Annotated in this window: 14 protein-coding genes; 11 read left to right on the top strand and 3 right to left on the bottom strand. The window is 69.4% G+C overall.

Going from position 1 to position 15,387, the window contains the following annotated elements; translation table 11 throughout:
• Positions 1-121 precede the first annotated feature (121 nt).
• From ABD220_RS11745 to ABD220_RS11755, 3 genes are all read left to right on the top strand, one after another.
• Positions 122-322 carry a hypothetical protein gene (locus ABD220_RS11745; RefSeq protein ID WP_344122782.1) on the top strand — a complete coding sequence of 67 codons (201 nt, stop codon included), beginning with the start codon at positions 122-124 and terminating at the stop codon, positions 320-322.
• Complete coding sequence (locus ABD220_RS11750) at positions 319-1,224, top strand: CPBP family intramembrane glutamic endopeptidase (protein WP_344122784.1); 906 nt, start codon at positions 319-321, stop codon at positions 1,222-1,224. The genes ABD220_RS11745 and ABD220_RS11750 overlap by 4 nt, the downstream gene beginning before the upstream one ends.
• A gap of 139 nt (positions 1,225-1,363) precedes the next feature.
• On the top strand, positions 1,364-1,912 hold the full coding sequence (locus ABD220_RS11755; protein ID WP_344122786.1) for a hypothetical protein: 549 nt from the start codon (positions 1,364-1,366) through the stop codon (positions 1,910-1,912).
• On the opposite strand, the gene ABD220_RS11760 is transcribed toward ABD220_RS11755, so the two are convergent.
• Together ABD220_RS11760 and ABD220_RS11765 are read right to left on the bottom strand one after the other, a co-directional pair.
• A complete protein-coding gene (locus ABD220_RS11760) occupies positions 1,907-3,121 on the bottom strand; it encodes an MFS transporter (protein WP_344122788.1) in 1,215 nt (404 codons plus the stop codon). The two genes, ABD220_RS11755 and ABD220_RS11760, sit on opposite strands and share 6 nt — an antisense overlap.
• Positions 3,122-3,292: 171 nt before the next feature.
• Positions 3,293-3,988, bottom strand: coding sequence for a DNA alkylation repair protein (locus tag ABD220_RS11765; protein ID WP_344122790.1), 696 nt, complete (start codon positions 3,986-3,988; stop codon positions 3,293-3,295).
• Positions 3,989-4,258: 270 nt separating this feature from the next.
• On the opposite strand from ABD220_RS11765, the gene ABD220_RS11770 reads away from it, so the two are divergent.
• Positions 4,259-5,101, top strand: coding sequence for a hypothetical protein (locus tag ABD220_RS11770; protein ID WP_344122793.1), 843 nt, complete (start codon positions 4,259-4,261; stop codon positions 5,099-5,101).
• Positions 5,102-5,256: 155 nt separating this feature from the next.
• Positions 5,257-5,526: a hypothetical protein gene (locus tag ABD220_RS11775; protein WP_344122795.1), complete on the top strand. Its 270-nt coding sequence runs from the start codon at positions 5,257-5,259 to the stop codon at positions 5,524-5,526.
• A 50-nt stretch (positions 5,527-5,576) separates the two neighbouring features.
• On the opposite strand, the gene ABD220_RS11780 is transcribed toward ABD220_RS11775, so the two are convergent.
• Complete coding sequence (locus ABD220_RS11780) at positions 5,577-5,738, bottom strand: hypothetical protein (protein WP_344122797.1); 162 nt, start codon at positions 5,736-5,738, stop codon at positions 5,577-5,579.
• Between the two features lie 308 nt (positions 5,739-6,046).
• Between ABD220_RS11780 and ABD220_RS11785 the strand changes: the two genes are divergently transcribed.
• From ABD220_RS11785 to ABD220_RS11810, 6 genes are all read left to right on the top strand, one after another.
• Positions 6,047-7,219: an OmpA family protein gene (locus tag ABD220_RS11785; protein ID WP_344122798.1), complete on the top strand. Its 1,173-nt coding sequence runs from the start codon at positions 6,047-6,049 to the stop codon at positions 7,217-7,219.
• A gap of 153 nt (positions 7,220-7,372) precedes the next feature.
• Entirely contained in the window at positions 7,373-8,833 is a 1,461-nt protein-coding gene (locus tag ABD220_RS11790; RefSeq protein WP_344122799.1) for a hypothetical protein, read from the top strand.
• A gap of 8 nt (positions 8,834-8,841) precedes the next feature.
• On the top strand, positions 8,842-9,129 hold the full coding sequence (locus ABD220_RS11795) for a hypothetical protein (protein WP_344122802.1): 288 nt from the start codon (positions 8,842-8,844) through the stop codon (positions 9,127-9,129).
• A 50-nt stretch (positions 9,130-9,179) separates the two neighbouring features.
• Entirely contained in the window at positions 9,180-9,896 is a 717-nt protein-coding gene (locus ABD220_RS11800; protein WP_344122804.1) for a hypothetical protein, read from the top strand.
• A 422-nt stretch (positions 9,897-10,318) separates the two neighbouring features.
• Positions 10,319-12,400, top strand: a complete 2,082-nt coding sequence (locus ABD220_RS11805; RefSeq protein WP_344122805.1) for a GmrSD restriction endonuclease domain-containing protein — start codon at positions 10,319-10,321, stop codon at positions 12,398-12,400.
• A gap of 92 nt (positions 12,401-12,492) precedes the next feature.
• The gene (locus ABD220_RS11810; RefSeq protein WP_344122807.1) at positions 12,493-15,384 is read left to right on the top strand and encodes a helicase-related protein; all 2,892 of its coding nucleotides are present in this window, start codon (positions 12,493-12,495) and stop codon (positions 15,382-15,384) included.
• The last annotated feature ends 3 nt before the right edge of the window (positions 15,385-15,387 follow it).

The following is a 15,387-nucleotide window of genomic DNA, read 5'->3' on the forward strand; positions in this document are numbered from 1 at the left end:
ACAAGCGCTGCTGGGCCGTCCGCCCTTGTCCCGGCCTCCTCAGGCGCGCACTGTGAGAGGCACGCACCAGGGCGCACCACGACGGATCAGGCCCTGGAGCCAGGCCGGAGGAGATCAGCCCATGGCCCACCATTCCGATGCGCCCCGTCGGTCGGCCGGCGCCGCGCGGGATCCCGAGGCGCAGGCCGGCGCCGTGCACTACCTGATCTCGGCGCTGGTCTTCGGCGCGCTGATGGTCGTCGTCGTCGTCCGCACCCGGGGACGACTGCGTCTCCCGTCCCCGGGTGCGGACGACAGACACCGGGCGGGAGGAACACCATGACCACGTCCACCCCGGGCCCCCGGGACACCGACCGCCACGCCCGGAGCGGTTCCCTGGCCCGGCGCCGGCCCGTGACGGTCTTCCTCCTCCTGGCCCTGGGCCTGGGCTGGGTGGCGTTGACGGTCCCCGTGCTCATCGGGGCCCCGATGGAACCGTTCCTGCTCTTCATGAACTTCGTCGCGCTGCTGGGCTCGGCCCTGCTGGTGACCCGTCTGGCGGACGGGCCGGGCGGGATCCGCCGGATGTTGGGGCGGGCCTTCGCCTGGCGCTTCGGCGCAGGCCGCTGGGCGGTGGTGCTGCTGGGCATGCCGGTGCTCACCCTGGCCCTGGCCGCGGCCACCGGCTCCCTGCGCAGTCCACCGAGCGGCTGGGCGGCCGAGGCGGGGTGGTATCTGTTCAGCACCCTCATCTACGGGGCGCTGGTGCTCAACCTGTGGGAGGAGACCGCGTGGGGCGGGTTCCTGCAGTCCCGGCTCACCGCCCGTCACGGGCTGCCGGTCGCCGCGCTGCTCACCGGGCTGCCCTTCGCGGGGATCCACCTGCCGCTGTACCTGGCCGAGGGGTGGAACGCGGAGGCCGCCAGGAACCTCGCGCTGCTCTTCCTCCTCGTCCCCGTCTACCGGTACCTGGTGGGCATGCACCTGCTGGACACGGGCGGCAGCGTCCTGGCCATCGGCGTCCAGCACGCCTCCTGGAACGCCGCCGGGAGCCTCGGGGCGGTGGAGGGCGAGTGGCAGGTGGTGGTGGCGGTGGTCCTGCTCACGCTCCTGGTGGCTCTCGAGCGGCGCGTCCGGGGCCGGGGAACCCGGCCGCTGGGCCGGGACGCCGAGCGTCGGGCAGCGGCCGAGTGGACAGCACCGCGCCGTCGCGGCCCGGGGACCTCGGCCGACGGCCCGGGGTGACCGGACAGGGCCTTCGCCCTCGGCGCCGGCGGCAACCCCCGCAGACTCCGGCGGAGCACCGCGCGCACCGCCTCGTCGAGATCACGCCCTGAGTGAGATGGCGCACATAGAATCGTGGTCACCGAGGCAAGGGGGCGGCATGAGCATCGAGGACGAGCGGCGTTCCCGGGCTGCCGCCATGGCAGGGAACGAGCAGGTCCCGAGCCGGTCGGCCCCGTACGAGCGCGGTACGCGCGAGGCCGCCCTGGAACGGGCCCTGGACGAGGTCCGGAAGGTCGGAATCGAGGCGAGCGAGCTGCTGCGCCGCGAGGGCCTGAAGCCGGCCAAGCTCGCATACGTCCCGGACGGCGCCCGGTCCTATCCCCTGGTCGGCCACGCCTTCTCCCGGGTCGCGTGCGGCGACGGGTGGCACGTCGTCCGCGGTGTGGTCGTGGGCACGGACGGCCGGCTGTGGGCGCGCGCAACGGCCCACGACCCCTTGCCGCAGCAGGACCTGGGCGCGTGGCGGCTGGACGTCGAGCCACCACGCGACGGACTCCGGCTGCCCCCGCCCGTGCAGTTCGACGGGACCTCCCTGCACACCCTGCGGAGGATCTCCGAGAACGAGTGCCTGAAGGTGGACCTCATCGACCGCCTGATGGACGGTTACGCCCGGCTGCTCATCCTCCACCACCGACGGAGCTCATGAGCGTCGCGAGCGGTTCCGGAGCAGGCCGAGGAGCACGACCACGGCCAGCAGCAGGACCATGCCGGCGTAGCCGACCGCCGTGGGCACCAGACCGATCCGGCCCGCCACCGCACCGGCCGCCACGGCGGGGATGCTGTGGGAGAGGTAGCTGACCACGTAGATCGCCGAGAGCAGCCCCGCCCGCTCGCGTGGTGTTGCCTGGGGCAGAAGCGTGCGCAGCACCCCGAGGAAGCCGGCGCCGAAGCCGACGCCGGCCACCACCGTGGCGGCGAAGTACAGGCCGACGGATCCGACGACGAGGGCCCCGACGGTGGCGGCCATGCCCGCCATGAGCAGGCTCATGCCCACCGCGAGCACCCGCTCGGGGGCGCGCGAGCCGACGACGAGGATCGCGACCCCGCCGGTGCCCGTCAGTGCCGCGACCACGAGACCGGTGAGGACCACGGAGTCCGCGCCGGTCAGTGATCGGACGAGGTTGGGGCCAAGGGCAATGATCAGCCCGCCCAGGGACCAGCACGCGGCCGCGGCGGGCAGCACCCACACCGCCGAGCGGCGCACCTGCGGCGGGAAGGAGACCCGCGGGCGCAGCGAGGCCAGCGCCCCGGGAGCACGCTGCGCGGTCTCGGGGCCGAGGGCCGTGCCCACGGTCTGCAGCACCAGCAGGCCCAGCAGCACGAGGAAGATGAGGTCGATCAACCCCGGGGCGGCGGCGACGATGAGGCTCGAGGCCACCGCCCCGCCGGCCAGGCCCAGGACCGGCCCCGCCCCGGTGATCACGGTCCCCAGCCCCCGGCGGCCCACCGGCTCGAGCTCGATCACGTAGGCGCCGAGAGCGCCGGTGGCGGTGCCGGTCGCCACGCCCTGGACCAGCCGGGCCACCACCAGGGTCGTCTCGCTGTCGGCCAGCACGAACACGGCCATCGCGGCGATCTCCAGGACCAGGGCGACCAGCAGCACCGGGCGGCGCCCCAGGTGGTCCGACAGCGACCCCACCGTGAGCAGCGCGGCGAGCAGGGCCACCACGTAGGCGGCGAAGATGACGGTCAGCACGACCGGCGGGAAGCCCCACCGGTCCTGGTAGAGCGGATACAGCGGGCTGGGCGCGCTGGAGGCGGCCATGACCACCACCAGCACGGACGCCTGCACCCAGAACGCCGCGCGGGCGGGCAGCACGGAGCGGCGCGGAGCGGCACCGGAGGCGGAGGGCATGCGGACCTTTCGGGGCGGGTCAGAGAACGCGATGTCGTCGCGTCAACCTCACGGTAGCCGTCAGGCTGACCACCGGAGCTCAGTCACGGTCGGAGGGACCGTCTGGCCCCTGCCTGCCCTGGGGGCACAGGGCCCCCGAGGGAGTAGCGGCAGGGGTGCGCGCGGTCCTGCCTACGGCACGTTCTGCCGCTGCACCATCTCGGCGATCCACACGGGGGCGTACGGGGACGTGCAGTTCGGCGGCGTCGGATAGTCCTTGAGCACCGCCAGGCGCTCCCCGATCTCGATCGCACGGGCCCGGTGGACGGGATGTTCGATCCCGATCCGCGCCAGGCAGGTGTTCATCGCCCACTGCAGGCGCTCCGGGGCGTCTCCCATCTCCGCCTCGACGACGTCGAGCAGCCCGGTGAGGTCGAGACCCTTGGGCTTCTTCACCACGCGGTCAGCGGTCAGCGCCCAGCCCGCGCTCGCGACGACGGGGTCCGGATCGGCCAGCCACGCCGCCCGCAGATCCTCGGCGTGCGAGCTCTTCTTCACCACGTAGTTCACGAACCAGTCGTGCACCTTGGGGGTGCGCGTCTCGCGCACCATGGCATCCAGGTCCTCCCGTGCGAACGCCTTCGGGCGGCAGATCAGCAGCGCCAGCAGTCTCGCCGCGGTGTCCCCGGTCCCCCAGAGCCCGAGCGCGAGATCCTGCTGCGTTCCCAACCGCTTTGCGACGGCCCGCAGCTTGGTCAGGTTCACCCCGTGGTCGTCGCCGTACCGCTCGTTCACCGTGCGCACCCTGGGGTCCTCGAGCGCGGCCAGCTCGGCCAGCACGTCGTCCACCGTCGTCCCGGCCGTTCCGGCCTCCTGTTCCTCGCGCATGAGAGCCAGCCTAGGAGGTGCGGCGGGCCCGCGGCGGGATGCGTCGTCGTCGGCCTTCCCTGCGTGCACGACGCGCCGGCCGGGCACCCAAAGGCTAGATCCTGAGCGGCACACCCCTCCCACCAGGCGCGATATCCGCCGTCACCGGTACGTGCGCCCCTAGGCTGTCCCGGGTGGCCGGGACTCCCTCCCCCAGGACTCCGCCGCGCCGTGCCCGCGGGCGAGCCCTGCGGAGCCTCCGCCCCATCACCGACGATGAAAGCGACCACGATGACCTCCCCCCGCTCAGCACTCGCCACCACCTCGGCCCGCTGCGTCCGCACGCCGTTGCTCCGGGCCGGTGCCGGCCTCCTCGCCGTCGCGGCGCTCGCCCTCACCGCCGCCCCGGCCCACGCCGTGACCACCAGCTCCACGGGCTGGCACCCCGTCAGCGGCACCGACCGGACGTTCCGCGCGGACAACGGCATCGCATTGACCTACCACTACTACGCCGACGGCGTGGACTGGGACCGCCCGGCCGGGGCGGTCTTCTACTTCGACGGGGACGGCACCGCCCGCGCCGAGCAGCCCGAGGGGCGCTTCGCCACCCGCCTGGCCGAGGTCGCCGCCGAGACGAACCGGGCCTTCGTGTTCGTCGAGGCCCCGAACGGCACCCGCAGCTGGCGCGCCGGGGACACCGCGGCCACCGCCGCGGCGGTCCGCCAGTTCGCCACCACCAACATCACCCCCACCACCGACGCCGGGGTGCTGATGGCCGGCTACTCCGGGGGCGCGGAGTTTCTCTCCCGGCACCTGCTGCGCGAGGGCATGGACTGGCTGCCGGCCGGTTCGGGGGCGGCCTTCATCGGCGGCGGCGGCACCTACGGTCAGCCCATCGCCGAGGCCACCGCGGCCACCGACGACCTCGACCTCACTTGGGTTGTGGGCAACCGGGACGGCGCCTACGCCTCCGGTTCCGGGGCCTGGTCGGCCCTGCACGCTGCCGCCCAGGCCGAGACCGAGTTCCGGGAGGCCGGCTACGACCAGGCGCAGCGGATCACGACCGCCGGGGCGCACACCGACTACGACATCCCCGCCATCGTCGCCGACCGGCTGGCCGAGCTCGGGAAGTAGCTCCACGTTTCGGGAGGGCGGCGCTCAGTACGCGGAGCCTCGAGGGAATGCCGGTCCCTCCGCTCAGGCGGTCTGCCCTCCTGAGGACGTACGCGTGATCGCCGCCTCCTTCGGCCCGCCCTGGGTTCTCGGTAGCCTCCGGGTAGTTCTGAGGCGTGCTGTTCCTCGCGGCCGCCGCCGTCTTCTGGTACCTGTTCGCCACTGGCCAGCAGAACCGATGGACGGCGCTGTCGGTGCTCACCGTGCTGATCGCCCTGGAGGCCACGGCGCTGCTGAGCGCGTTCGACTCCTTGTGGCCACTGGCCCTCATGGCCGGCGGCGGATTCCTGCTGCGGCGGGCGCTGGGGCGGCGGCACGCCGCGGAGCAGACCAAGACGAGCAGCGAGCGGACGTCGTCGCCAAGCGAGGAGCCCGGCTCGCGCTGATGTGCGCTGAGCCTGCGGGGGGAGCCCCTGTCCCGGGCTTGACGTCCCCGTCATCGCTCCGCCCTGGGCTCGAAGGCCAATGAATCAATGAGCACCAGCCGGCGTTCAACACTGATGGCCCCGAACACAGAGGCGAACTCGCCGAGCGCAAGCACCGGTTCGTCGAAGGACCGCTCGGATGTTGACGGTCCTTCTGCGAGCGTCAGCCACATGATCAGACCGTCCGTGGCCGCGTCTTGCCCGGCCCCCTCGACGCCAGCGTCCCGGGAGCGGAAGACGCCACCAGAGCATCAGCCGTGTGAATCGAGCAGCGACACCACCGCCCTGATGCCTCACGAGCCGACGAAGGGCGGCGCGGTAGGGGCATCGCCGCAGATGGGACGTCGGCGAGGCCGAGTGTGCCGGTTTGTGACAACGCACGGAACTGCTTTTCGCTCACCAAATACATGTAGTTGCGAATGCAATCTACTATTCGGTAGTACGAAAGCGAGGGGCAATGGATATGGGGAACAGGCGGCTGATGGCCGCTTCGGCACTGCTGATGACGGCGGCGCTGGTCGCAGGGTGTGGCGAGGCCGAGGCAGTGCCTCCGGCGGGGCAGATGGTGCTGATCGCCGGAGACCGGCAGGGAATGGCATCCATCGTGGACGAGTCGGGCCGCGATCCGGAGATCATCATCGCCTCGCTGCGCGATCAGTTGATGAACCGTTTCGACCGCGACATGACGGTGTCCGTCATCCCGGCCGACGGTGATCCGCGGACGGCGCAGACCGAGATGTATGAGCTCGACACCGACAACCCGACCCAGCGAGCGGAGTCCCCGGAGAAGCGGCTGGAGGACCTCAGCGAGAACCTGGCGGACCTGCAGGCCTCGTCCGGTGAGTCCGACGTCCTGAGCGCTCTCGACCTCGGCGGCCGGCCCACCGCGGATTCCGAGCGCAAGATCCTCTACGTCTACGACAGCGGAGTGTCCACCGCCGGGCCCCTGGCCATGCAGAACGGCCTGCTCGGACCGCAGACCGACGTCGCCGAGATCGTGGAACAGCTTCAGGACGCCGGCAACGTTCCGCACCTGGACGGCGTGGAGGTGCACTGGTGGGGCATGGGCCAGGTCCTCGACCCGCAGGCCACCGTGCCGGTGTGGGCCCGGACCAAGCTGCAGGAGCTGTGGACGGCTGTCGTCGAGGCCGGCGGGGGGTCGGCCGTCTTCCACGACGACACGGTGCAGGCCACCGCCCCGACCGGGGATCTACCGGAGGTCACCCCGGTGACGTTCAGCGACGTGGTGGCGAAGCCGGTGTCCGTGACTCTCCCGGAGTCCCAGGTCTCCTTCCAGCCGGACACCGCGGACTTCGCCGACCGCGCGGCCGCGGAGCAGACGCTCACCGAGCTGGTCTCCTCCCTGGAGTCGTCCTCGGCAAAGTCCCTGTGGGTGACAGGATGCACGGCGAACCCCGAGGGTGTCTCCGCCGAGCAGATGCAGCGGCTGTCCGAGCAGCGGGCGCGCACGATCGCCGAGTCGTTGAAGAGCGCCGGGCTGAGCACGGAGCTGCACGTGCAGGGCCTGGGCCCCGACTGCCCCGGGCGCACACCGGAGGTCGCCGGAAGCGCGGGGCTGGAGGCGGCGCAGGCCAAGAACCGCCGGGTGCTGATCACCTCCACCGAACTCTCCGCCGCGGCCCTCCAGGGCTGACGGAACACCTCCTTCCACCACACACCGGACAGGGAACACCCTGCGGCGGAGCCATGAGCGACCTTCGGCTCGATCAGGCTGCGCCGGTGAGCCACACCCACGACAGCCCTCGGCAACGACCCGGCGACCCCTGATCGGGAAAGGATCCCCACGATGAGCATTGCTCCCCCTGACGAGTTGCGCACCGACTCAGCCGGGTCCCACACCGTCCCGGGGCCGGACATCCCGGAACGGCCCAACCACGCCCAGTTCGCCGACGCCTGTTTCCAGGACGGTCTCACGGACGCCGCCCGCGGCATCTTCGACAAGCACTCCTTCACGTCGCAGGCTCCCACCACCTTCGAGCACCGCTGCTCCAGCTGGCTGGGCTTCGCCCTCGGCAAGGCGATCGACCAGCGGCACGAGGACCTGTACACGGCTCGGGACATCACCGCCCGGACCGAGGCCGATCTCGTGCGTGCGCAGGGCCGACTCCGTCACGCCGAGGAGGAACTCGCCGAGGTCGAGGGCAGGATGGACGAGACCCGGGCGATCCTCGACGACCCCGGTCATCCCCTCTACGAGCCGCTCGCCGAGATGCTGTCCTCCACCGAACCGGTGGACCAGAAGGCCGCCAAGAAGTCGCGGAAGAGCCTGCGGCCGGCGTTCCACACGGTGCGCCGCGTCGCGCTGTGGTTCTGGAGCCGCCCGTACCTGTACACGCTCCTGTGGCTCGCCCTGGTGGGTGGCGAAGTCGGACTCATCTACGGGATCACCCAGCGTCTCGGTGACGACCAGCTGACCGGGCAGCTGCTGGCCCTGTCCGTCGCCGGGCTCTCGGTGGCGATCGCCTCGTTCGCCATTCCCCCGCTGCTGGACCGCAACGCCGCACCCTCCCGGAAAACGCTCGGCTGGATCGCGGTGACCCTCTACGTGGTCACGATCGTGGCCCTGGGATGGTTGCGTTATCTCACCTCCCTACCCGACGTGCTGGAACTGGCGGAGGACGCTGCCGACCGTTCCGTCGTGGAAGTCATCCTGCCCTGGTTCGGCGATGCGCTGCTGTACTCGATGTGGACCGCCCTGCCCCTGGCACTGACCCTCGCCATCGCCCTCCTCGAGACACGCTGGCCAACGAAAGCGTCCTCGAGGAAGCACCTGAACGAAACCGAACTGAACCGCCTTCAGGCCCAGAGCACGGAGCGGGCCGAGGCTGAGAAGAAGGCCTCGGAGGCCGAGCACCAGTTGCAGCACCAGCGTGGGCAGCTCATCAGCCACCTCAGGGGGCTACGGTTGCGCCGACAGGTCCTCCAGGAGTCGGTCGTCGCGCTCCGAGCCGAGGAGGCGCAGGCCAGGGCCACCCGGGAGAACGTTCTGCTGAACGAACTGGCCATCGATCAGCGCACCCGGGCCCACCTGCAGTCGTTGCCGGAAATGATCCGGGAGGGGTTCCTGCGCTATCTCCAGGGCCTGGAGCAAGCCATGGCCGATCCCACGGTGACCGCCCACCTGCACGAGGCAACGGAAACCTACATGGCCCGCTATGAGAAGGTCGCAACTGCCAAGGTGGCCGAGTACCTGACCTACCTTGACGAGAACCCGCTGGCGCCGCCCGCCATGGCCGGGAACCGCTGAGCGCCGCCATGAACGATGTCCTCTCGTCCGGCGTGGGCACCGCGATCCTGGTGCTCACAGCACTCCTCCTCCTGGCGTTGATCGCCCTCCTCGTGCGCTGGCTGGCCGCCCGCGGCGGCAATGGGCCCGACACCGAGACCTCTCCCTGCCCCGCTTGCTCCGGCAACCTCGTCGACTGCTCGCACTGCGGGGGCCAGTGGCGGGAACGGCTGTGCGTCGAGTGCCGGCTGGGTCAGACCTGCACCCACTGCAACCTGTCGTGGGCCTACTACCTCAAGAACGAAAGGACAGCGTGATGGGTCGATTCCTGGTGCCGTCCGGTCATCTGCTGGCAGGTGCTCCGCCCATGGCCTCCCGTGTGAGCTTCTGGCAGCGCCGTTCCGCTGTGCGCGCAGGCAAGCGCAGCGCGGCGACGACCGTGCCCGATACCGAAGGCCACCACCCGGCCACCCGCGCGATGGCAGCGGAGATCGCCGAGATCGAGGCGTGGATCCACACCTCGCTCATCAAGGCGGTGGAAGGACTCGACCGTCGGATCGCCCCCGCCGAGGCGCAGATCCGCCTGCTCACGGACGACCTCCCGCCCGAGCCTCCTGCCGAGCCCCCCGTGGCCCGCGCTCCGATGACCGCCGCCGAGCAGGAGAACCTACGCGAGCAGGAGAGCCTGCTGCGCCGGCAGAAGGAGCGCCGCGCAGCCTCCCTCGAGGAGCTGAATCGGCTCCAGAGGGAAGTCGCCGAGCTGAGCCAACAGCGCGAGCATCTGCACTCGACCGCGGCCGGCGTCCTCTCCTCCTGGATCGCGCGCTTCGACCGGCTGGCCGCGTACCACCGCGCAGGTTTCGTCCGGGCATTGACCCGTCGGTTCTTCGCGCCACGCCTCGAGGTCGAGGATCCGGCCAACTTGCCGATGCCCTTCTACCGGCCCACGCACATCTGGTTCACCGGCGAGCAACTGCCCGTGACAGTCACCGAGGTCCACCCCGATCAGCAACCCACTCTGCGGTGGGCCCACCTGCCCTGGAACCTGGACCGCTTGAACCTGTCAGTTTCCAGGAACCGCTGAACGAAGCGATGGCGGAGTTCCGCGCGAGGCTGAGACCCGGCCCTGGTTACATGCGTCCACTCCGATGTCGATGTGTACGTCGACCGCTGGTTTCCCGCCCGTCGGAGCCGACTAGACCAGCAAGAACTCGGGAGGTGATCGTGTCGCGCAAGGACATGTTGCTCCCTCGGCGAGGCCGAGCAGACGGTGCTGGAGTTGTTCGGTAGAACCAAGACCAGCAAGCCCGCCGATGCCCGTCTCAAGCGAGCGGTGCCCGTCGCTCAGCAGCGAGGTCGCGTGGCGTTGGAGGGCGCCAAGCTGGTGAATGCCGCAGTGACTGCCTAACAGTGGGGCGGCGTCTGGAACCTATCCGACCCCCGCCGTGGGCAAACATGCCACCTCCAGCGCTACTGTCCCACGCATGACAAGGTATAGATGGAACCATGGTTGCCGCACAGGAAACGACCCTGCAGAAGATTCTCGAAGGCGAGAATCAATATATCGTGCCCCTCTATCAAAGGCCGTACCAATGGGGGAGAGCGCAATGGAGCGTCTTGTGGCAAGACATCATCCAGCTCACAGAGGACATGAAGGAGGATCCGTCCTCGAACCACTTCATCGGCTCCTTGGTCCTCGCGCCCTATTCAGGCAATGTTGCCGGCGGATTGACCCGTCACCTTGTAGTTGACGGCCAGCAGCGCTTGACCACCCTCACGATCCTTCTGGTCGCCATCCACGATCACGTCTTGAGTCACGACCCCACTGCCCGGCGGGGCGCTGAGCGGATCAAGAACACGTTTCTCACCAATCAGTACTTGGAGGATCCGTACCGCATCAAGCTTGTCCCCACTCAGGCCGACCGTGACGCCTACTCGGCTGTCATCGACGGGGTGCCCGGCGCGGACGGGGAGGGGCACATCGGCTCCGCCTACCGCTGGTTCCGCACCGCCCTGCTCGACACGGAACTGCCGGTGAAGGAGATCGAGAAAGCGACCACCAGTCGACTCTCTCTGGTCTCGATCAGCACGGCCGAGTCTGACAACGTGCACCGCATCTTCGAGTCGCTCAACAACACCGGGCTCAAGCTCTCGCAGGGAGACCTTCTGCGGAACCACATCTTCATGCGGTTGCCCGAGCAGGGCGATCACGTCTACCGCACCATGTGGAAGCCGCTCCAGGATCTCCTGACGCGGGAGGAGCTTGACACTCTTTTTTGGCTCGACCTGGTCCAGCGCAAACCCACGGTGAAGATGGGCGACACCTACCAGGAGCAGAAGAAGCGCTTCGAGTCCTTCAACACGGAGGACGAGATCGCCGCGGAGGTGGGGCGGTTCCTGGAGCTCGCTCGTCTCTACCGCCTCATCGCGCGGCCCGAGGAGGAGGCGTCGGCACTTGTGCGGCGCCGCCTCCAGCGCCTCCAGGCCTGGGCCTCGGCCACCGTGGCTCCTCTTGTCCTTCACCTCTTGCTCTTGCGTGCGCGAAGGTTGCTGAAAGACGAATCACTCGCCGGAGCCCTCCTCATCATTGAGTCATTGCTGGTCCGGCGACTCCTCGTGGGCCGCACATCCATGGGATTGAATCGTCTGTTCGCCCTGGCAGTGCAGGATATCGGCCACGGACCGGACATTATGCGTGAGTTGCAGGACTATTTCTCCGTGGGTCAGCGCCATTACGCCACCAACGAAGAAATCAGGGTGGCTGTGGCCAATGTTCCGTTCTATGTCGTCGGCCGCAGTAACCAGCGCAAACTGTTGCTGACCTGGATCGAGGAGCTTTTCGAGAGCCGCGAGCCCGTAGACCCGGCGAAGCTGAGCATCGAGCACGTTCTTCCGCAGACCCTCTCCTCGTCGTGGCGTCAGAGTCTCGCCGCCGCGGTGGGCGAGCACCGGGTGGACGAGGTACACCAGGACATCGTCCACACCCTCGGCAACCTCACGCTGACCGGATACAACTCACCCATGGGCAACCGCCCGTTCGAGGACAAGAAGACCGAGCTGGGTCGGAGTGGGCTTCGCATGAATCAGGTCATCGCCGCCGCGGACGAGTGGGGCCCCGAACAAATCCGGCAGCGTGGCCAACAGCTCACCGAATTGATCGTCGAGGCGTGGCCTGGCCCGAACACCGCAGTCAAGGAAAGCGGCCCCAACAACCTGTGGCATCGCCTGGACCAGATGCTCACGGAGATCCCCGCCGGCCGGTGGACCACCTACGGTGATCTGGCGAAGGCTCTGGGCACGGCCGCTCAGCCCATCGGAAACCGACTTCGAGACACCCCTGTCCCGAACCCACACCGGGTACTCACCTCCTCCGCGAAGCCCTCCCCTGACTTCCGCTGGAGTGACGAGGACCGGGCGGACGATCCTACCGAGATGTTGAAACAGGAAGGCGTGGTCTTCGACAAGGCAGGGCGCGCAGATCCTGAGAAGCGACTGTTCTCGGCCGACCTCGTGCGGCTGGTGACGGACGACGAAGAGGTCGACAACGAGATGGGCACCTCCAAACCATCCACCTCTGAACTCTTGTAGGCGCGCCCAACAGTCCATGGAGTTGCAGATCCAAACAAGGAGCTTCACTCCATAGACTGCATGTAGCCGCCCCCCCACCCCTGGAGATCGTCATGCCCGACCAAGTACTGGACGTTGCCCCCGGCGCGATTGTCGTCGTCCGGGATGAGCAGTGGCTGGTCTCCTCGGTGGAGCAGACGGCGGACGGCGACCTGCTGACGGTCCGGGGCGTGAGCGAACTGGTCGAGGGCACGACTGCGCAGTTCTACACGAGCATCGACACGGTGACGACGACGGATCCGGCAAACACCCGCGTGGTCGCCGACGAGAGCTCGCACTACGTGCGGTCCCGCCTGTGGCTGGAGTCCACGCTGCGCAAGACCTCCCTGCCGATCTCCGACCCGCGGCCGGTAATGGCCCCGCAGGCGCTCGCCGATCCGCTCTCCTACCAGCGCGAGGCCGTCGCGAAGGCCCTGGAGCCGGACCGGCTGCGATCCCGGCTGCTGATCGCCGACGCCGTGGGCCTGGGCAAAACACTCGAGATCGGCATGATCCTCTCCGAGCTGATGCGCCGCGGCCGCGGGCGCCGCATTCTCATCGTCACCCCGCGCCACGTCCTGGAGCAGATGCAGCACGAGATGTGGACGCGCTTCGCCATTCCGTTCGTCCGCCTGGACTCGGAGGGCGTCCAGCAGGTCAAGCAGAAGTTGCCGGCCACGCGGAACCCGTTCACGTACTTCGAGAAGGTCATCATCTCGATCGACACCCTCAAGCAGGACCGTTTCGTCCACGACCTGCGGCGGCACCACTGGGACGCGGTGGTCATCGACGAGTCGCACAACGTGACGAACCAGTCCACGCAAAACAACCAGCTGGCCCACACGCTGGCGCCGAACACGGATGCGCTGATCCTGGCCTCGGCCACCCCGCACAACGGCCGCAACGAGTCCTTCGCGCAGCTGTTGACCCTGCTGGAGCCCACGAGCGTGGGCGCGGACGGCAGCATCAGCACGGCCGCGGTCGCCAACCTCATGATCCGCCGCCACCGCTACTCGGAGTCGGTGAAGAACGAGGTCGGCGACAAGTGGGCCGAGCGAAGGTCCCCGCGGCACGTCCTCGCGGAACCGAGCCCGGAGGAGCTGGAGGTCGCCCGCGAGATCGCCGCCACGTGGACGCACCCGAAGGGCTCGACCCCGGTCACCGGCGCGGGTTCCCGGCTCTTCCCGTGGACCCTGGCCAAGGCCTTCCTCTCCTCCCCGGTGGCACTGGAGGACACCATTGCCGCCCGGCTGAAAACGCTCGAGGGCAACGTGGCCGCAGGCCGCGAGTGTGAGGCGCTCACCCGCCTCCGCGAACTCAACGCCGCCTGCCTGTCCCAGGACGGCAGCGCCCCGCGCTCCGGCAAGTACCAGAAGCTGCTGAAAGAGTTGCAGGACAAGAAGGTCGGCTCGCGCTCTCCCGAGCGCGTGGTGGTCTTCGCCGAGCGCGTGCCCACTCTGCGCTGGTTGCGCGAGAACCTTCTGAGGGATCTGAAGCTCAAGAACGACCAGATCCGCATCCTGCACGGCGCGCTGACCGACGTGGAGCAGCAGGAGATCGTGGAGTCCTTCAAGCAGTCCACGAGCCCCATCCGCGTCCTCGTCACCGGCGACGTGGCCTCCGAAGGCGTGAATCTCCACCAGCGATGCCACGAGCTGGTCCACTTCGACATCCCGTGGTCGCTGATCCGGATCGAGCAGCGCAACGGCCGCATCGATCGCTACGGGCAGGAGCACCCGCCGCAGATCACCACGCTGCTCCTGGACCTCGAGGGCGTGGAGGGCTTCACGGGCGACGTACGCGTCCTGACCCGCCTGGTCGAGCGCGAGCGGGAGGCCCACGAGAAGCTCGGGGACGCGGCCTCGCTGATGGGCGAGTACTCGGGCACCGCGGAGGAGGCCGCCATCATCGAGGTGCTGCGCGGCGCCAAGGACTTCGACGAGGCGGTCCCCGCTCCGGAGCAGGCGCTCGCCCAGCAGGAGGACTGGCTCTCTCTCCTGCTCCAGGCCGATGCCCAGCAGGACGAGGCAAAGAACGACGGCGCCCTCCGGGCTGCACCAACCGGCGGACGCGCAGCGCCGGTGCGCACCGCCCTCTTCGACTCGGACGTGGACTACCTGCTGGCCGGACTGGCCGAGCTGTACGGCGAGCCGGGACGGGAACGCGCAGGCGGCGGTGTGGGTCTGCGCATCGAGCGCAACAACGCGGGACAGATCCAGCTGGTCTCGTTCGAGCCGAGCGCGGACCTGCGCCAGCGCCTGGCCGCACTGCCCCAGTCCTACCTCAAGGAGCGGCGGGTGCTGGACCGGATGCAGCTGACCCCGGACCGTGCCACGGCGGAAGCCCGCCTGAGCGCGGCGCTCAACGACACGAACGGCAGCTCCTGGCCGGACACCCATTTCCTCTCCCCCATGCATCCCGTGCTGGACTGGGTGGCCGACCGGTCGCTGGCCCACCTGGGCCGGGAGGAGATCTTCGCGGTGCAGGGCGACGTCGCCGCCCCGACCGTCGTGGTGCAGGGCATCGTGACCAACCGCCGCGGCCAGAACATCGCGGTGGCGTACCTGACCGTGCAGTTCATGGGCACAGTTCCCGTGGCGCAGCCTTACAAAGACCCGGAGGACCTGTTCGATGATCTGGGCCTGGGCCCGAGAATCGTCGGTGTGCCGGTTCCGGACCCGCAGCAGTTCGAGCGGCTGATTCCACAGGTCGTCGAGAAAGCCCAGTCCTTTGTCGACGAGATGATGGCGCACAGCGCCCGGCAGCAGGCGGAGGAGCGGGCGCAGGCCTGGGTGGACCGCATGGACCGGTGGGAGCACGGCGCCGAGGGCGTCGCGACCCAGACGCAGCTGTTCCGCCGCTCCCGCTCCGCGGTCGAGGCGGAGCGCCGCCTGGCCCGGGAGATGCTCCCCGACCGAACCTACGTGCGTCCGCTGCTCGTCGTCGTGCCCGCAGGAAGAGAGTGAGCC

Source organism: Kocuria aegyptia, from assembly GCF_039530085.1.
Taxonomy (GTDB): domain Bacteria; phylum Actinomycetota; class Actinomycetes; order Actinomycetales; family Micrococcaceae; genus Kocuria; species Kocuria aegyptia.